This window comes from Streptomyces sp. NPDC028419, from assembly GCF_055565515.1.
The window spans coordinates 146,140-163,390 of the sequence record NZ_JBVHUE010000003.1 but is presented as its reverse complement, the minus strand read 5'-3'; the positions used below and the strand labels follow the sequence as shown (position 1 = coordinate 163,390).

The following is a 17,251-nucleotide window of genomic DNA, read 5'->3' as shown; positions in this document are numbered from 1 at the left end:
CCGCGCAGAATTGGAAGGGCCGCAATGACGCAAGCTCCCCCCGCAGCCGACATGCCCGACATGGCCTGGCCGCCCCCGCCCTACCAGGCGCCCGTCCCGCCCGTCACGGACGAGCACGGGATCCGCCGCCACGACGGGATCACCTACGCCACCACGCCCGGATACCGCCCGCGCCTGCTCGACGTCCAGGTGCCGGCGGGCGAGGGTCCCTTCCCTGCGGTCGTCTGGATCCACGGCGGCGGCTGGATGGACGGCGACCGCCGCTACCCGCCGCCGACCGTGCCGGCCGCCCTGCTGCACGGATCGGTACTGGGAGCCGGACTCGCGCTGGTCTCCATCGACTACCGGCACAGCCTGGAGGCCCCCTTCCCGGCCCAACTGCACGACGTGAAGGCCGCGATCCGCTACGTCCGCAAGTTCGCCGGAGTCCTCGGCATCGACCCCGACCGGATCGGCGTCTGGGGCGAGTCCGCGGGCGGCCACCTGGCCGCGCTCGCGGGCCTCGTGGGCCCGCAGAGCACGGACGGCGAGTCCCTGGAGGGCGCCCACGGCGTGGGCTCCGGGGACACCGCGGTCCGCGCCGTCGTCGACTGGTACGGCATCTCCGACCTGGTCTCCCTGTCCGAGCACCCGATGCCGGAGCTGCCGGCGGCGCCCGGGGTGGAGTTCCCCGACCCCTACGTCGCCCTGCTCGGTGCGCCCGTCGCCGAGCGCCCGGATCTGGCGCGGGCCGCCAGCCCCGTCACGCACGTCACCGCGGGCTCGAACCCGCCGCCGTTCCTGCTCGTCCACGGCCGGCAGGACGGGCTGGTCCCCTACAGCCAGAGCGAGTTGCTCGCCGAGGCCCTGACGCGGGTGGGGGGCGAGGTCGTCCTGGAGCCCGTCGAAGACGCCGACCACATCTTCCTGGGCTCGCCGGACGTCCCGCAGATCGTCGCGGACAGCGTCGCGTTCCTCGCCCGCCACCTGGGCGCGGGCGCCTGAGCGGGCCGCCACCACCGAGCACCCAGCAGTAGGGGGCGCGGCCCGGAGCGGCCGCGCCCCCTCCGCTCGGCGGAGCAACGCGCAATGAGCAACGCGCGAACGAGCACGAACGACGAACAGCGACGACGAACCACGAACGACGAACAGCGACGACGAACCACGAACGACGAACGACGAACGACGAACCACGAACCACGAACGACGAACGACGAACGAGGCAGCCATGAACAAGAACCCGGTCACCCGTCAGTCCCGCACCGCCACCGCCACCGCCCCCACCACCGCCACCGCTCCCGACCCCGAGCCCCCGCGGAGACCCTCCCGGCGCCGCCCCGGCGTCCTGATCGCGGGATTCCTGCTGCTGGGCCTACCCGTGGGGCTCGGCCTCGTCGTCCGGCGGGATCCGGCGGCCCCGCCCTTCCAGGGCGCGGACGACCGCTGGCTGTCCTGGATGGGCGGCCCGCACGAGGGCCCGTACGCCTGGGCCGCGGCGGCCCTGAACTGGTTCGGCGGCCCGGCCGGCGTCGTCGTGCCGCTCGCCCTGCTCGTCCTCCTGCTCGTGCGCGCACGGTGGGTGTCGGCGGGTTTCCTGCTCGGTGCCTACCTCTTCGGCAACATGGTCGTCGTCCAGGGACTCAAGTACCTGGTGGACCGGCCACGACCGACCGATCCCCTGGTCCGCGTCGACCACGGCTCCTTCCCGTCCGGTCACGCCGCGGGGGCCGCGCTGCTGGTCGTCCTCGTCGGCGTGCTGCTGGTGCCCGCCGCGCGGCGCCGGGGCTGGTGGATCGGCGGAGCGCTCTTCACCCTGGCCATGATGTGGAGCCGTACGTGGCTGCACGCCCACTGGATCAGCGACACCTTCGCGGGCGCGGCCGCCGGGGCGGGGGCCGGGCTGCTGGCCTGGTGGCTGTGCGCCCCCGCGCTCGGGCGCGAGGCCGCCCGCGTCCGGGACCGCCGGGGGGCGGCCACGGGCGCGCTCGACCCGCTGCCCGAGCCCGAGCCCGTACCGGCAACCGGCTGACCCGCGGCGGTTGTTACGAGGTCTGACGGTGCACCAGTACCGCCTTCATCGGCGGTAGCGGGGTCGTCGTCCCCGTCGTGATCAGCTCGTGAACGGCGTCCGCGACCCGCGCGGGCGAGACGAGGTCCAGCCGGATCGACGTCAGCGCGGGCTGCTGGAGCGAGGAGAGGACCAGGTCGTCGGAGCCGACGACCGCCACGTCGTCCGGTACGACGATCCCCTCGGCCCGCAGCGCGTGCAGCAGCAGCGCGGCGTACTCGTCGTTGTAGGCGAACACGGCGTCCAGCGCGAGGTCGGCCCAGCGCCGGGCGAGGGCGGTCGCGGACTCGCGGGTGTAGGACAGCTCGACCGGCGTCACGGTGGCCATGTGTCGGGCCGCGACGGACTCGGCGCCCGCCAGCCGAGGTGCGGCGAGCGTGCCGAGGCCGCGCTCCTGCGGCATGACCACGCCGATGCGGGTCCGGCCGCGGGCGATCAGGTGCTCGGCGGCGGTGGCACCGATGAGGGCGTGGTCGAAGCCGATGGTGTGCACACCGGGCACGGGGTGGGAGGCGAAGGCGAGCGTCCCGCGCACGCCCGCGCGGTGCAGCAGGTCGGCGGCCTGCGCGGTCAGCCGGTCCCCGTCGATGGCGATGACGGCGGCCGGGCGCAGCTCGGCCCAGGCGCGGGCGGCGTCGAGGGGATCGGTGAAGCGCCCCGCGTGCAGGACGGCGGTGTAACCGTGCCGGTCGAGCTCGCTGTGCAGATCGTCCACCCAGTCGCTGACCAGGCGACCGACGGCCGAGATCGACGCGGGCATCAGCACGAGGTTGCTGCGCCCGGCGCGCAGCGAGCGGGCCGCGGCGTGCGGTACGTAACCCAGCTGTCGGGCGGCGTCGAGGACGCGCGCCCGGGTGGCCGCGCTCACGCGGTGGCCCTGGGTGTCGTTGAGCACGAAGGAGACGGTGGCGCGCGACACCCCGGCGAGCCGGGCCACGTCGGCACTGGTCAGGGAGGCCGGGGCGGGAAGGTCTTTGGCCATGGCGTCCCTCGACGCTCCTTTTGATCGATCCGGTGCTCTCCCTTCGAAGGTTACACGAGTTAGATCACCGGAGCGGGGGCCGCGTGCCCGCCCGACCCCGGCAGCCCGCCCGCCCCGTTACGACGTGAGCCTGCGCAGCGCGCCCTCGTGCAGCCGTCGGGAGTCCCCGGCGAGATCGTCGAGGGCGGTGACGACCGAGTCGAAGCGCATCGTCGTGCGGGTGTCCGTCCCGTACGGGCTCCAGTGCGGCATGTCGGGGTGGTTCGGGTCGCCGGTGCGGACGAAGGCGATCCACGCCCGGTGCATGGTGTGCGCGAGGCCGTCGCGCACGGCGGGAGTCAGCCCGGCCACGAAGGGGGCGCCGGCCCACTGCTCGAAGTTGTCGAAGGCGAAGGGCAGTTCGAGGCAGTGCGCGGCGCCGAGCCGGCCTTCGTGGGCGGGGGAGGGGAGGTCGAACTGGTAGGCCCATACCGGACGTCCCGCCGCGGCGCGCGCCTCGGCGAGCCGCACGGCGGGCATCCGGAACAGCTCGTCGGTGATGAGGTCCATCAGGACGTCGGCGGGACGGGCGCCGGGCCGGGTGCGCTCGTACGCCGCGTACACGTCGGGGGCGGCCCCGGAACCGAAGGTCTCCGCGATCCTGGCGGTCACCTGCTCGCGGTCGGCGCCCGCGTGGCCCGGGTCGAGGGCGAACCCGAAGTTGGCCTCCTCGCGCGTCCAGCCGATCAGTACCTCGATCCCGGCCGCGGCCCCGTGCAGCAGGGCCTCGGCCGGGTGGCGGTGGAGGGTGACCCCGTCGATCACGGGCAGGAACGGTGTGGGCCAGTACCCCCAGCGCGATGTCCGGGCGAAGAGCCCGCCCATTGCGGTGATCAGGGCCGGCCAGTCCTGCGAGCGCGCCTCGGCGAGGCTCTTGGCCCCGGCGATTTCCAGATAGGCGGCGGTGCGTTCCAGAGAGCCCTCGGGGGACGGGAAGTCGAGGCCGAAGGGCGGGCTCATCAGGATGACCCGCCGGATCAGGTCCGCTGCTCCGGGTGCTCCGGCGAGTGCGGCGGTGGACACCGCGCCGCCCGACTGGCCCGCGACGGTGATGGAGTCCGGGTCGCCGCCGAAGGAGGCGATGTTCTCGTGCACCCAGCGCAGAGCGGCGAGCTGATCGCCGAGCCAGTGGTTGCCGCCGGCGTCGCCGTCCGCGTACTCCTCGCCGTCCTCGGGGGTGGGGTGCAGGTAACCCAGCGGTCCGATGCGGTAGTTGATGCCGACCACGACGAGGTCCCCGTCGCGGGCGAAGGTCGCGCCGGAGTAGGTGGGCAGCGACCCGGAGCCGGAGACGAAACCGCCCCCGTGGATCCAGACGAGCACCGGCCTGCGCGCGTCGTCGACCGCGGGCGTCCAGACGTTGAGGGTCAGGCAGTCCTCGTCGAAGGGCGGTGCGCCGTGCCCGCCGAGGACCGGGTCGCCGCCCTCGCGGTACATCTGCGGAGCGCTGGGGCCGTCCGCGGTGGCGTCCCGGGTGCCGCTCCACCCGGGGTGCGGCCGGGCGGGCCGCCAGCGCAGTTCGCCGACCGGGGCGGCCGCGTAGGGCACGGCCCGGAAGACGGTGAGCCCGTCCTCGACCGCGCCGCGCAGCCTCCCGGCGGGCAGGTCCACCATCGTCTGGTCCGGGCCTGGGTTGTGAGCCATGAGCCGATCCTTCCTGGGCCATGCGCCGGGCGCGCACCGACCCGTCGAGAGTATGGCGGAAAATCAACGATCGTCAATCATTCGCGATATGCGTTCTGCGCTCTGCGGGTCGGGCGGCGCGGTGCGCAGTGCTCACGTCCAGAGGGTGTTGGTCGCCGTCCGCTCCGCCTCCGTGGCCAGCAGACGGGAGAACGCGCACCACAGGAGCAGGCACGACCCCGCCCCCACGAGGGCGCCGGCGAGGGTGTCGCTCGCCCATTGGGCGTGCAGCCAGGTGCGGCTCCACATCATCGCCGCCGCGTACCCGGTGCCGAATAGCCACCACCAGCGCCGCGCGCGCGGCGGGACCGCCACCACCGCGACCGCGAAGACCAGGGCGACCGCGCTGAAGACCTGGCCGGAGGGGTACGAGCCGTCGTTCACCAGGACCCAGGTGTGCGGGGGGCGGGGGCGGTCGGCGAGGGCCTTGAGGGGCATGACGACGGCGACGTTGGCCAGGGCGTTCGTGGTGAGGACGAAGAGCGCCGAGCGCCAACGCCCGTACACGCACAGGCAGCCGGTCAACATCAGCGGCAGGATCAGCCCCAGCGGTCCGCCGAGCCGGTCGAGCGCGAGGGCGAAGTCCGTGGCGCCGCCTACGGACGAGCCCCCGGCGCCGCGGGCCCAGGCGTCGTCGAGGCCCTGGAAGAAAGGCCGTTCGTCCACCCGCAGGAGCCATCCGGTCAGCAGGGGGACGAGGAGCAGTGACGCGCCCGCGACGAGGGCGCGCCGGGGTGGCTCCGCGGGCAGGTGGTGGCGGGGCGGCGGGGTGGGAGCGGGGGTGCGGGAGGGCGGCGGTGACACGGGGACGGCGGGGCGCGGCATGGCGGGCCTTTCGAGGTCGACTCGCGGGGGGGCGGGGGTGCTCGGTGAGCGGGCGTGCGGACGCGCGGCGTCGGGCGCGGGCAGGCCGCGGCAGGGTCGCGGATGAGCCGCGGGAGGTGACGGTCGAGGGCAGCGGAGGCGGGGGAGCGGAAGGGGGCGGTCCAGGTCCGGCCCGTGCCGGGGCGTCGCGCTGCGGCACGGAGTATTGCGGATGCGTGACCGCCACCACAAGGGCAAGAGGGTTTTAGGACGCGACCGGCCTGGTCAGGGGCCGTGACCGGCCAGTTACACGTGTCTCACGTGCACTTCCGCCGCGGGTCACGATCTGCGCATTGCCCGGCACCAGGTCTTGGCGGGGCCCCGAACGGAGTGCTACACAGTGTCCAGACGCCGGAAGTGACACGTGTAACAACACCGCGTTAACCCTCCGCGTCGACCCTCCGCGTCGACCACCGCGAGCGCGCCGCGCCTCGCCGCCCCGCACCCACCCTCGCGGAGCCAGCACCCCCGCACCCCCACGCACCTCCGCACCCCCACGCACCCCGCCGGCACTCCGCGCCACCCGCCGCGGGCTCCCCGAGCGCGCTCCCCGAGCGCGCTCCGCACGCTCCACGCCACCTCCCCGCTCCGTCCCCGAGGAGTCGTCATGGTCACGAACGAGCTGATCGATCCGCCCGCACCGGCGGATCACGAACCGCCCCACAGACGGGGACTCCTGCTCCTCCTGCTGGTCGCCAACTCCGCCATGATGGCGGTCTACATGGGCGTCGGCTCAGTCCTGCTCCCCACCCAGATCGCCGCGATCGCCGGCGACGACAAGGTCGCCGTCCTGGGCCTCGTCGGCGGCATCAGCGCGATCTTCGCGACCGCCTTCAACCCCATCGCCGGCGCCCTCTCCGACCGCAGCGGCCGCCGTAGCCCCTGGATCCTGGGCGGCGCCCTAGGCTCGCTCGCGGGCCTGGCCTTCCTCGGCAGCGTCACCACCGCGCTGCTCGTGGGCATCGGCTGGTGCCTGATCCAGGCGACCATGAACGTCTACCAGGCCGCCGTCACCGCGATCGTCCCCGACCGGGTCGCGGTCGCCCGGCGCGGCACCGCCTCCGCCGTGGTGGGGCTGGGCCTGCCCATCGGCGGCACGGCCGGCGTACTGATCGCCTCCCAGACGGCGGACCACCTGCGCACCGGGTACCTCGTCTTCGGCGGGGTGATCGCCGCGGCCGCGATGCTGCTCACCGCCTTCTGCCGGGACCTGCCGCGCACCACGAGCCCGGCCGCGCCCGCGGCCGACGCCCCGCCCGCCCCCAAGGGGGCGCAGGTCAGGGCGTTCCTCTCCGCGCTCGGCCACCACGACTTCCGCTGGGCCTTCATCGGCCGGGCCCTGATGGTCCTCGGCTACTTCTCGGTCGTCGGCTACCAGCTGTACATCCTGGACGATCACATCGCGCTGCCCGACGGGTTGACCCCGCCCGACGCGATGGCCGTGCTCACCCCCGTCTCCATGGTCGCCATGGCCGTTTCCACGGTGGTCGGGGGGATGCTCTCCGACCGCTGGAACCGCCGAAAGGTGTTCGTCGGGGTGTCGGCGGCCCTCGCCGGGCTGGTGATGGTCGTTCCCGTCGTCAGCCCGACCTGGACCGGCATGCTCGTCTTCAGCGCGCTCAACGGGCTCGCCTTCGGTTGCTTCATGGCCGTCGACACCGCGCTCGTCACCCTGGTCCTGCCGCGGGCCGAGGACGCCGCCCGGGACATGGGCGTCCTGAACATCGCGAACGCCGGGCCGCAGATCATCGCCCCGTTCGTCGCCTCCGCCGTGGTCACCGCACTCGGCGGGTACACCCCGCTGTTCCTGGTCGGCGGCGCCCTCTCGCTGATCGGCGCCCTCGCGATCCTCCCGATCCGCAGCGTGCGCTGACCCCCGCCCCTCATCCCCTCATCCCCTCATCCCCTCATCTCCCCCTCTTCCAAGGAGCGTTCCGTGCAACGCAAGCGTGTTCTGCCGCTGGCCACCCTGCTGCTCTGCGCACCCGCCCTCGCCGGTACGGTGCCCGCCGCCGCCGCGTCACAGGCAGGACCGGCAGCCGGGCCCGCGCGCCCGCTGCGGATCCTGCTCACCAATGACGACGGCTACAACGCCCCGGGCATCCGCCTGGCGTTCGCGCGGCTGACCGCCGCCGGACACGACGTCACCATCGTCGCGCCGCTCACCAACCAGAGCGGCGCCGGCACGAAGGGCTCGAACGCCCCGGCCATCACGGTGCGCCACCCCGAGCCGAAGGTGTGGGCCGTCGACGGATCCCCCGGTGACTCGGTGGCCTTCGGCCTCTCGGAAGTCTTCGAGGGCAAGGTCCCCGACCTCGTCGTGTCCGGCACCAACTACGGCCCGAACGTGGCGGCCCTCGCCACCCACTCCGGTACGGTCGGCGGCGCCGTCGCCGGGTTGGAGGCCGGCATACCCGCCATCGCCCTGAGCACCGGTGGCGTCGCGGCCCCCGACCCCGTGACCACGATCAACGCGATGGGCCCGACCCTCGACTTCGCGGTCGCACTGATCGACCGGCTGCGCGCGCGGGCCGGCTCCGGCCGCCTGCTGCCCGAGGGGGTCGGCCTCAACGTCAACCACCCCGTCATCGGCGCCGACGGCAAGGGCACGCCCGCCGGGGTGGCGACCACCTTCCAGGACCCGCAGCCGGTGTTGAAGTCCGACTTCACCGATGCGGGCGACGGCACCTGGAAGGTCGGCGTGAAGGTGGACCTGCGCACCCCGGCCCGCGGCGGCGACGTCGAAGCCGTGAGCGCCGGGAGGATCGCCATCAGCCCGATCAACGCCGACTGGAACACCGGCCCCCTCGACCTCGCCGTCACCCGGTCCCTGCTGGCCGGGCTGCGCCCGTAACACCCACCGGGCCACCCACCACCCGTGTCCGGTGGGGCGCGGGGAGCGACCCGCGTCCCACCGGACGGCCTCGAACCCAGGAGCACGGATGCCACATCCCGCGACCCGGACCAGCCGGTCCAGCACCCCAAGACCCTTACCCCGCACGGCGCGGATGCTGAGCGCGCTCGCGGCCCTCGCCGCCCTGCTCGCCCTCGCGGTCCCGGCCGCCGCCGCACCGCGCGATCCGGACCGCCCCGTGGTCGCCGTGGCCCAGGGCGCGCTGCGCGGCCGGGTGCACGACGGCGCGCAGGAGTTCCTCGGCGTGCCGTACGCCGGAGCGCCCGTCGGCGACTTCCGGCTGCGCGCTCCCGCGCGGCCGCGCCCCTGGCGCGGGGTGCGCGAAGCCGACCGGCAGGCACCCGCCTGCCTCCAGTTCTCGCCGTTCGGCCTGCGGGACCCGCTGGCCGTGAGCGAGGACTGCCTCTACCTCGACGTGTACCGGCCGCAAGGAGCCCGGGCGGGGGAGCGGCTGCCGGTGATCCTCTGGATGCACGGGGGCGCGTACAGCCAGGGCACCGGCACGCAGTTCGGCGGCCGCACGATGGCCGCGCTCACGAACAGCGTGGTCATCAGCATCAACTACCGCCTCGGGCAGCTGGGTTACCTGGGCCTGCCCGAGCTGGCCGGGGAGGATCCGCGACGCTCCGGTTCCTTCGGCCTGATGGACCAGATCGAGGCGCTGCGCTGGATCGGCCGGAACGCCGCGGCGTTCGGCGGGAACCCGGGCAACGTGACGGTCTCGGGCCAGTCGGCGGGCAGCGGTTCGGTGTGCGCGCTGCTGGCCGCCCCCGCCGCGGCCGGACTGTTCCACCGGGCCGTGCTGCAGAGCGGGCCGTGCACGCTGCTGCGCACGCCGGACGCGGCGCGCGCCGCCTCCGAGGCGCGGGCCTTCGCCGCACGGGCGGGCTGCGCCGACCCCGGGGCGGTCGTCGCCTGCCTGCGGGCCGCCGCGGGCCCGGCGCTGGTGGACGCGGCCCGTACGCTGCCCACCTCGGGCCCCGCATCGGGCGACGGGCTGCTCCCGCGCGACCCGGCCGCCGCGATCGCCGCCGGGGACTGGAACAAGGTCCCGGTGCTGATCGGCAGCACCCGCTCGGAGGCCCGGTTCTTCGTGGCGCTGACGCAGCCGCGGCTCACGGAGCAGGAGTACGCGCGGCAGGTGCTGGACGCCTACGGCGCGGCGGGACCGGAGGTACTGGCCCGCTATCCGGTGGCGGCCCACGGATCCCCGTACCTGGCGCTGTCGGCACTGAAGACGGATTCGACCTTCGCCTGCCAGACGGCCTGGACCACCGACCTGTTCGCCCGTCAGGTCCCCACCTACGCCTACGAGTTCGACGACCCCGACTCCCCGACCCTGGCGGGCGCCCAGGTGCCGGGACTGGACGAGTCGAACGCGCACAGCGCCGAGCTGGCCTACCTGTACGACTTCACCATGGGGGACCGGCCGCTGACCGCGGTCCAGAACGCCCTGGCGACCGGGATGAAGCGGTACTGGGGTGCCTTCGCGCGCTACGGGAGCCCCGTGGTGCGGGGCCAGACGCCGTGGCCGGCGGCCGGCCCCACGGGCTCGGTGCTGACGCTCGGCCCGGCCGGGACGCGGCCGGACCCGGGCTTCGCGGCGGACCACCAGTGCGCCTTCTGGCGGACCCAGCCCGACCGCCCGCTCTGACGGGTTCGCCCGGGACACACCCCGGGGGGTGTCGACCGGAATTCCGCTACGCCGCGGAGATCGGTCGGACACCCCCCGGGGCCGTCGACCGGTTCAGTCCCCCAGCGCGCGGCGCAGGCCCGACCGGTCGGTGCCCAGTTTGGTGAAGGCCGCGCAGAGCAGCTCGGAGACGGACTGCGCGTCCGTCTTGAGCTCCGCGGCGATCGCGGCGTTGTCCAGTCCGTGCGCGGCGTGCCGGGCCGCCGCGTGCTCCGCGACGGTCAGGTTCTCCTGCTCGGCGGTGTGCAGCCGGCGCGGCCGCAGACCGGCCGACGCGAGCTGCGTGCGGGCCCGGGCCGCGAGCCCGTCGGCCCCGCACGCCGCGGCGGTCTCCATGCCCCGGTAGAGCTGCTGGGCCGCGTGGTGGCGGCTGCCGATCGTGTGCAGGGCGGTGCCGTGGTCGACCAGCGCGAACGCGAGTTCGTAGGCCGCGGGGGACTGTTCGAGGTGGTCCACCGAGTCCTGGAGCAGCGTGGCCGCCCGGGCGGGATCGACGGTGGTCGCCGCGGCCACCCGCAGCGCGTGGCCGATCATGCTGGAGGTCCCGAAGGCGCGTGCGCGCGACAGCGCCTCGGACGCGGTCGCCCGCGCCTGCTCGGGCTTGCGGGCGACCTGCCCCAGGGCCAGGTCGAGCTGCCAGGGACTCCACGAGGGATTGCGCGCCCCGCGCAGGTCGAGCCGCCGGCCCGCCGAGACGAGGTGGTGCTCGCCCTCCTCGATCCGGCCCCTGGCCAGCAGGAGCTTGCCCCACACGGCCTGCGGGTCCGGATAGACGACCGCGGGAGGCCAGCCGTCGGCCAGCTTGTAGGCGTCGGCTACCCGCTGGGCCTCGGCGGTGTTCCCCCGGGCCAGCAGGGTCTCGATCAGGGTGCCGATCGCGTACCACTGCGCCGGGATCCCCTGGCCGACGCGATCGGCGATCTGCAGGCCGTTGCGCACGAAGTCCTCGGCCTCGGCGAGCCGCCCGCGCCGGTAGTGGACATAGCCGAGCAGCGTGTAGACGAACGACAGGTGCGCCCCGCGCCAGCCCTTCGCCTCGAACTCGACGATGCCGGTGTTGAAGAGCTCCTCGGCGCGGCCGGGCTGGTCGCAGTACATCAAGGTGAGCGCCACGACGGCCGGCACCTCGAAACCGAAGTCCTGGTCGGTCCAGCTCAGACCGCCGTCGAGGGCCTGCTCGGCGTACTCCAGGGCGGTGGTGGCCGACTCGCCGCGCAGGACGGCGTCCCAGGACCGAAGTCCCAGGATGTGCCGCTCGGGCAGCCCGCGGCCGGTGAGTCGCTTGGCGAACTGGGCGAGGAGCCGGGAACGGGCGGGCGAGTTCTCCTCGTCGACCCGGACCGAGTTCCACTTGAACTGTTCCGCCTGCATGCGCAACCGGGTGCGCGAGCTGGTGGCCCGCCGGGCCTCGTCCGCGAGCAGCGCGGCCGCCTCGGCCAACTGACCGGTGTGGCCGAGCGCCTGGGCGAGCCGGTAGGTGATCGCCTCGCGCAGGCCCTGCTCGGTCCTGGGCTCCTCCAGCGCGGCTCTGAGCTGATTGATCGTGGTGCCGGGGTCGTGCAGGAGGTTCGCGGAGCCGAGTTCGAAGAGCACCTCGGCCCGGTCCTCCACCTCCGGAGGTTCGCGCAGTGCCCGGGCCAGGTAACGGCGTGCGGCGTCGGGAGCGCCCGCGGAGAAGCTGTCGCGGGCGGCCTGCCGCAGCTGCTGCACCACCCAGGGGTCGCCCTCGGGGTGCATCTCCAGCAGGTGACGGGCGGCGGCAGCGGCGCCGTGGCCGTCGTCGACCAGGGCCGTCGCGGCCATGCCGTGCATGGCGACGCGCACACCGGGCGGGATCGAGCGGTAGACGGCGGTGGCGATGAGCGGGTGGAAGAACTCCACCACCTGCTTGCGCCGCACGCTCGTCAGCACGGTCAGGATGCGCGCGTCGCGGAGTTGGGCGATGGCCTCCGCGGCCTGCACCTCGCCGAGCGCGGCGACGCCACCCACGATGTCGGTCGGGACGGCGGTGCCCAGAACGGCGGCCGCCCAGGCGAGCCGCACGGTGGACGGCCCGAGCTGTTCCAGGCGTTCGATGAGGCCGCTGCCCTTGACGGCGGAAGCCAGGTCGCGCAGCTGCGGGATGCTGTCCTGGTGCGGTTTGAGCCCGCGGTCGCGGCCCTTCATGGCCAACTCGACGACCTCGAAGGGGTTTCCGCCCGTGATCGCCCAGCACTCGCGGCAGAACACGTCGTCCGCGTCCTCACCGAGGGCGTCGCGGACGATACGCGCCACCGCGCTCGTGGTCAGGGGCGCCAGCTCGTGCGGACGCGAGCCCTGGCGCCCCATGAGGGCGCGTAAAGCCGCGGCGTCGGCGGGGATCTCGTCCGGTCGGCAGGCCACCATGATCAGCATGGCCAGTTCCTCGGCCCGGGCCGTGAAGGCGGTCAGCCACGCCAGTGACTCGGCGTCCGCCCAGTGCGCGTCGTCGACGATCAGCACGACGGGGGCGCTGCGCACCGCTAAATGCGTGACGACCCAGTCCAGGCCGTCGCGCACGCCCTGCGGGTCGGGCGCCGTCGGCCCCTTCGGCGCGGCGGTGAGCCCGAGGGCCGGGGCGACGATGCTGTACCAGTTGCCGAGCGCCTCGCGCCGTTCGTCCTCGCTCATGGCGGCGAACGTCGGCTGGATGAGCTGGCGCATCACGTGGAACGGCACCTGCCGCTCCTGCTCGCCGCCGCGTGCGAAGAGCACGGTGCAGGAGCGCTCGGAGGCCAGCCGTCGGGCCTCCGTCAGCAGGGTGGTCTTCCCTATGCCGGCCGACCCGGCGAAGGTCAGGACGCCTCCGCGGCGGGCGGCCGGGCCCGACCCCTGCCCCGAGGATCCGCACAGCTCGTCCACCGCGCGGTGGATCGCCAAGACTTCGGATTCCCGTTCGAGCAAGGGCTTGGCCGCCCCTCCTCGTGGTTCCGTGACATGTGACACTCGTGCCCCCTCCAGCGCGTGCGCCCGAGTGTACGGGCCATGGGGTGAGTTGTTCCTGCTTAAGCACATTCTTGCGGTATCTCGCCACCCGTACGAGAACAACCGTGTACCCTCCGCTGTCGCCGGGCCCGCTGTCGCACGGGCCGCGGCGTCAGCGTCGCGCCGCGGGGATCATGGGCAGTTCGCTGGGCTGCGGGATCCCCGCGGGGACCTCGCGGACGGTGACTCCCGGCGCCGGGACCAGGCGCCACCGGGACGCCACGCTCGCCACCGCGGTCAGGATCTCCGCCACCGCGAACGAATCGCCGATGCACTTGTGCTGGCCGGCCCCGAAGGGGAGGTACCGGTGGGCGCGCGGCCGTTCGCCGGTGTCCTCGTGCCAGCGGTCCGGGTCGAAGCGCGCGGCGTCGCGGAACAGCGCGGGATCCCGGTGCAACGCGTGCGGGCTGTAGGCCAGTTCGGCCCCCTCGGGGATGGCGACGCCGCCCAGGGTCAGCGGGACGAGTGCACGCCGGGTGAAGAGCAGGGGCGAATGCAGGCGCAGCGTCTCCTGGAAGACGCTGTGCGCGTAGGTCAGCCTGGGGAGGTCCTCCGGGCGGACCGGGCGGTTGCCCACGACCGCGTCGACCTCGGCGTGCAGGCGCTTCTCCACCTCGGGGTGCCGGCCCAGTTCGTGGAAGATCCAGGACAGGGTGGTCGCCGAGGTCTCCGTGCCCGCGAACATGATGGCGATCACCTCGTCCCGCACCTGCTCGGCGCTCATCCCCTCGCCCGTCTCCGTGTCCACGCTGGAGAGCAGCAGGGACAGGAGGTCCTCCCGGTCGCCCCGCTCGTCGCCGTACCGCGCGATGACCTCGTCGATGATCCGGCGCAGGCGCGCGGCCGCGCCGTCGAACCTCCGGTTGTACGGAATGGGCAGCCCGTCGAGGAACTTGGGCATGACCGCGCGGACGAGCATGCCCTCCAGGACGATGGGCAGCGAGCGGTGCACCTCCGCGACGGCGGGGCGGCTCATCTCCCCCGAGAAGATCATTTCCGCGACCGAGGAGAGGGCGTAGCGGCGGGCCTCGGTGACCATCGAGACCTCCCGGCCCGCGGTCCACGAGGTGGCCATCTCCTCGGCCTGACGGCACATCACCTGCGCGTAGTCGGCGATGTGGTTGCGGTGGAAGGCGGGCTGCATCATCCGGCGCTGTTTGCGGTGGAACTCGCCGTCGGTCGTCACGATGCCGTTGCCGAACATCGGGCGGAGCCGGTCGAAGATCCGGCCGCGCCCGAACTGCTGGGCCTGCTGGACCAGTACGGCATGGACGTGATCGGGGTCGGTCAGCACGTGGACGGGCCAGGTGCCGATGTCGATCCGGACGATGTCGCCGTGGTCCCGTAAGGATTCGAAGAAGGCGATCGGCTCCCGCCACAGCTGGAGCGCGTGGCCGAGGAGCGGCAACCTCCCCGGGACCACGGGTGCTTGGGATGCGGGGCCGTCGTGCTCGTTCCGGGTCATGGGCCCACTCCCTGTCATGCCACGGACACCAGGTCCGGGCGGGTGTACGCAGACTCCATCCCGGCCGCGAACCGTTCGTCGCTGTACCGCGTGCACTCGTAACGCTGCCACAGATCCGCGCCGATCATCCAGTCTTCGTAGCTGCGCACGTACCGGTCGACCGCGGCGCGGACGGACGGATCGGTGGCGCTGTCGGCGTCCATGACCTGGAACAGCCGTCGCTCCGCGACCAGGTACTCCTCGATGCGGGCCTGGATCCGAGCCTCCACCAGCTGGACGGCGGCCGGCAGCGAGCAGCCCTCGCGGGCCGCGATGAGGGCGACGAGGTTGTTGTTGTCCCCGCAGGCGTGTTCCTTGGGCAGGGAGAAGACGTCGTTGCCCCAGGAGATGATGTCCAGGACGCTGGCGGTGAGGTCCTGGAACTCGGGCAGGTCGTGGACGTGTTGGGGCAGGTCGATGCCCAGTCCGGCCTCGACCATGTCCATCATCGGCAGGATCTGCGAACTGTGACGGCGCATCAGGATGTAGTCCTGGACCGAAGGGTGGCCGCCGGTACGGCGGTTTCCGGCCTCCTGGTCCAACGAGTGCAGCATGAGCGGGACATGGGAGCGGTAGCGCGCCGCGTTCCCCTCGCCCATCCCGGCGACGATGCGGTCGCACAGATCGATGAAGCCGTTCACCAACGGATTGCCGAGGGCCGCCGCCGTGTCGCTGCGCCCGGTCTCCAGGTGCTCGGCGATCGCATCGGTGACGGGCCGCCAGGCCGCCAGTTCACCCGTCCTGATGAGGTGGTCGTGCTGGTCGTCGAGGACGAAGGACCACGCCATCCACTCGGCGAGCAGGACGACCCGCTCGTACGGGACCTCACCGCTGACCCGTCCCGCGAGGTGGCCGAAGCCGATGCCCGCGAACTGTTCCACCGCGTTGCTGACCAACTCGTGCTGTACGGCCCAGGCCGTGGCCTCGGCATTCGCCCGGGCGGCCTGCGGATGCTTGGAGTTCCCGAACGGAAGGTGAAAGTCGGGAACAGAGAATGAGTCGAGCTGGGTCATTGATCCCCCCACGGAAAGTCGGATTCGCCAATACCCGCTCAATGTACGATCACGATTGCCGTCACGACGCTGCACACCCCCCTACTCCTGCGCCGCCAGTGACGACAGCTCACTGCAACCCGCAGGGTAGGGACCGGTCATGGACTGACCTGATCCCGCCATGTGCGACCACATCCGGCCACCCAAAGAGTAATTAACTCTCAGGGCGGAGCGCACTGTCAATGTGGTACGAGGGGGTACCTGGAATTCATTTCGCGGTTGTCGAAAGCATAATCACCGCGAATATGCACACAGCACGCGCGGTCTCGCGCACGTGCTCGACCAGGGACGGTCGAGGGGGAGCCGTCCGGTGGCCGAAGATCGACGTCCCGCGGTCAGGCCCGGGGGGTGGGTGTCGCGGTGGGCGCGGGGGCGGCCGGAGGCGTGGCCGGGAGTGTGGTCGTGGGCGTCGACGCGGCGCCGGGAGGCGCGGTGGTCGTGGGGGGCGTGGGGGTGGCCGAGGGGTCCGGGAGGCAGGTGACCTCGTCGCGCGGAGTGTAATGGGTCCGGTACGTCTCGCGCTTGACCTCCTGCCCACCGCGCACGAAGACGCGGTCGACCGCCACGTCGAAGCCCTCGGCCGGGGTCTGCGCCTCGCAGTCGGGGCCGGTGGCCGTGCGCTTGGCCGGGGGCGTGACGTGGGTGCGCGGGCCCCGCGTCGCGCGTATCTCGTCGTAGCGCGGAGTGCCGCGGAGGGTGATGGTCACCGAGGTGTCGGTAGAGGTGGCGCGGATCCGGACCGGGTGGCCGGAATCGTTCCTCCAGCGCAGGTCGAGGGTGCCCCACGCGACGGTCGCCTCGCGGCCCTCGGGGTAGCGCTCGATGTAGAAGGAGTGGGCCCCGTGCTCGACCGGCGCCAGGCCCGCGAAGAACATGGCGTTGTACATCGTGGTCGCGACGGCCGAGACGCCGCCGCCGGGCGCCTTCACGTAGCGGCCGTCGTTGATCATGATTCCGTCGACGAAACCGTTCCGCTCGGTCCGCTCGCCGACCGCTCCGTTGAAGCTCCACGTCTCGCCGGGGCGGACGACGGCCCCGTCGATCAGGGCCACGGCCCGCGCGATGTTGTGGGTGCGGTAGGGCGCGCTGGGGAAGTCGACGGTGAAGGAGGAGAGTTGGCGCATGGCCGGGGCGGGGGCCGCGGCGGTGCCCGTGTCCGGACCCGCGGGGCGCTCGGCCGCCGTGGCGGAGCCGGGGAGGAGGGCGGTCAGGGCGAGCGCGAGCGCCGCGCCCGCCGTGGTCAGGGTGATCCGCCTGGAGTCCGTCCGGCCGTGTGCGCGTCGCATCTCTCTCCCAGTGCTTCTGGACGTGTCGGTACAGCCCCAGCCTGATCTAATTTCTGGCAAATGGGGCAAAGTGTGCAGATTCTCACGATGATGGACGGATGCGTCCGCCGCCCTGACCGCGGGGGCGGGAGCAAGGCCACTTGGGTCGAATTGGCCCTGTGTGGTGCCTGGAGAGGTGCCACAT

Annotated in this window: 12 protein-coding genes; 5 read left to right on the top strand and 7 right to left on the bottom strand. The window is 73.1% G+C overall.

Annotated features, from left to right (window positions below; genetic code table 11):
• Positions 1 to 24 precede the first annotated feature (24 nt).
• Both ACZ4UB_RS05140 and ACZ4UB_RS05135 read left to right on the top strand, forming a co-directional pair.
• Entirely contained in the window at positions 25 to 984 is a 960-nt protein-coding gene (locus ACZ4UB_RS05140; RefSeq protein WP_468068335.1) for an alpha/beta hydrolase fold domain-containing protein, read from the top strand.
• Between the two features lie 223 nt (positions 985 to 1,207).
• Positions 1,208 to 2,008 carry a phosphatase PAP2 family protein gene (locus ACZ4UB_RS05135; protein ID WP_468068334.1) on the top strand — a complete coding sequence of 267 codons (801 nt, stop codon included), beginning with the start codon at positions 1,208 to 1,210 and terminating at the stop codon, positions 2,006 to 2,008.
• Between the two features lie 13 nt (positions 2,009 to 2,021).
• Here ACZ4UB_RS05135 and ACZ4UB_RS05130 read toward each other — a convergent pair whose 3' ends face one another.
• From ACZ4UB_RS05130 to ACZ4UB_RS05120, 3 genes are all read right to left on the bottom strand, one after another.
• Positions 2,022 to 3,029, bottom strand: coding sequence for a LacI family DNA-binding transcriptional regulator (locus tag ACZ4UB_RS05130; RefSeq protein WP_468068333.1), 1,008 nt, complete (start codon positions 3,027 to 3,029; stop codon positions 2,022 to 2,024).
• A gap of 117 nt (positions 3,030 to 3,146) precedes the next feature.
• Positions 3,147 to 4,712 carry a carboxylesterase/lipase family protein gene (locus ACZ4UB_RS05125; RefSeq protein WP_468068332.1) on the bottom strand — a complete coding sequence of 522 codons (1,566 nt, stop codon included), beginning with the start codon at positions 4,710 to 4,712 and terminating at the stop codon, positions 3,147 to 3,149.
• A 132-nt stretch (positions 4,713 to 4,844) separates the two neighbouring features.
• On the bottom strand, positions 4,845 to 5,576 hold the full coding sequence (locus ACZ4UB_RS05120; RefSeq protein WP_468068331.1) for a phosphatase PAP2 family protein: 732 nt from the start codon (positions 5,574 to 5,576) through the stop codon (positions 4,845 to 4,847).
• 646 nt (positions 5,577 to 6,222) lie between these two features.
• On the opposite strand from ACZ4UB_RS05120, the gene ACZ4UB_RS05115 reads away from it, so the two are divergent.
• From ACZ4UB_RS05115 to ACZ4UB_RS05105, 3 genes are all read left to right on the top strand, one after another.
• Positions 6,223 to 7,488, top strand: a complete 1,266-nt coding sequence (locus ACZ4UB_RS05115) for an MFS transporter (protein WP_468068330.1) — start codon at positions 6,223 to 6,225, stop codon at positions 7,486 to 7,488.
• A gap of 63 nt (positions 7,489 to 7,551) precedes the next feature.
• Entirely contained in the window at positions 7,552 to 8,469 is a 918-nt protein-coding gene (surE, locus tag ACZ4UB_RS05110; RefSeq protein ID WP_468068329.1) for a 5'/3'-nucleotidase SurE, read from the top strand.
• Between the two features lie 88 nt (positions 8,470 to 8,557).
• Complete coding sequence (locus ACZ4UB_RS05105; RefSeq protein WP_468068327.1) at positions 8,558 to 10,183, top strand: carboxylesterase/lipase family protein; 1,626 nt, start codon at positions 8,558 to 8,560, stop codon at positions 10,181 to 10,183.
• A 93-nt stretch (positions 10,184 to 10,276) separates the two neighbouring features.
• Here ACZ4UB_RS05105 and ACZ4UB_RS05100 read toward each other — a convergent pair whose 3' ends face one another.
• The 4 genes from ACZ4UB_RS05100 to ACZ4UB_RS05085 all read right to left on the bottom strand — a co-directional run bounded on the left by ACZ4UB_RS05100 (position 10,277) and on the right by ACZ4UB_RS05085 (position 17,067).
• Positions 10,277 to 13,114 (bottom strand): ATP-binding protein, encoded by a 2,838-nt coding sequence (locus ACZ4UB_RS05100; RefSeq protein WP_468068595.1) that lies wholly within the window; start codon positions 13,112 to 13,114, stop codon positions 10,277 to 10,279.
• A gap of 223 nt (positions 13,115 to 13,337) precedes the next feature.
• Positions 13,338 to 14,690: a cytochrome P450 gene (locus ACZ4UB_RS05095; RefSeq protein WP_468068326.1), complete on the bottom strand. Its 1,353-nt coding sequence runs from the start codon at positions 14,688 to 14,690 to the stop codon at positions 13,338 to 13,340.
• 14 nt (positions 14,691 to 14,704) lie between these two features.
• On the bottom strand, positions 14,705 to 15,742 hold the full coding sequence (locus ACZ4UB_RS05090) for a terpene synthase family protein (protein ID WP_468068325.1): 1,038 nt from the start codon (positions 15,740 to 15,742) through the stop codon (positions 14,705 to 14,707).
• A gap of 374 nt (positions 15,743 to 16,116) precedes the next feature.
• On the bottom strand, positions 16,117 to 17,067 hold the full coding sequence (locus ACZ4UB_RS05085; protein ID WP_468068323.1) for a VanW family protein: 951 nt from the start codon (positions 17,065 to 17,067) through the stop codon (positions 16,117 to 16,119).
• Between the last annotated feature and the right edge of the window lie 184 nt (positions 17,068 to 17,251).

Bases quoted from the DNA above. Each gene is read 5' to 3' on its own strand.
- ACZ4UB_RS05090 (WP_468068325.1), bottom strand. From the start codon at position 15,742: ATGACCCAGCTCGACTCATTCTCTGTTCCCGACTTTCACCTTCCGTTC.
- ACZ4UB_RS05095 (WP_468068326.1), bottom strand. From the start codon at position 14,690: ATGACCCGGAACGAGCACGACGGCCCCGCATCCCAAGCACCCGTGGTC.
- ACZ4UB_RS05130 (WP_468068333.1), bottom strand. From the start codon at position 3,029: ATGGCCAAAGACCTTCCCGCCCCGGCCTCCCTGACCAGTGCCGACGTG.
- ACZ4UB_RS05115 (WP_468068330.1), top strand. From the start codon at position 6,223: ATGGTCACGAACGAGCTGATCGATCCGCCCGCACCGGCGGATCACGAA.
- ACZ4UB_RS05140 (WP_468068335.1), top strand. From the start codon at position 25: ATGACGCAAGCTCCCCCCGCAGCCGACATGCCCGACATGGCCTGGCCG.
- ACZ4UB_RS05135 (WP_468068334.1), top strand. From the start codon at position 1,208: ATGAACAAGAACCCGGTCACCCGTCAGTCCCGCACCGCCACCGCCACC.
- ACZ4UB_RS05105 (WP_468068327.1), top strand. From the start codon at position 8,558: ATGCCACATCCCGCGACCCGGACCAGCCGGTCCAGCACCCCAAGACCC.
- ACZ4UB_RS05125 (WP_468068332.1), bottom strand. From the start codon at position 4,712: ATGGCTCACAACCCAGGCCCGGACCAGACGATGGTGGACCTGCCCGCC.
- ACZ4UB_RS05085 (WP_468068323.1), bottom strand. From the start codon at position 17,067: ATGCGACGCGCACACGGCCGGACGGACTCCAGGCGGATCACCCTGACC.
- ACZ4UB_RS05120 (WP_468068331.1), bottom strand. From the start codon at position 5,576: ATGCCGCGCCCCGCCGTCCCCGTGTCACCGCCGCCCTCCCGCACCCCC.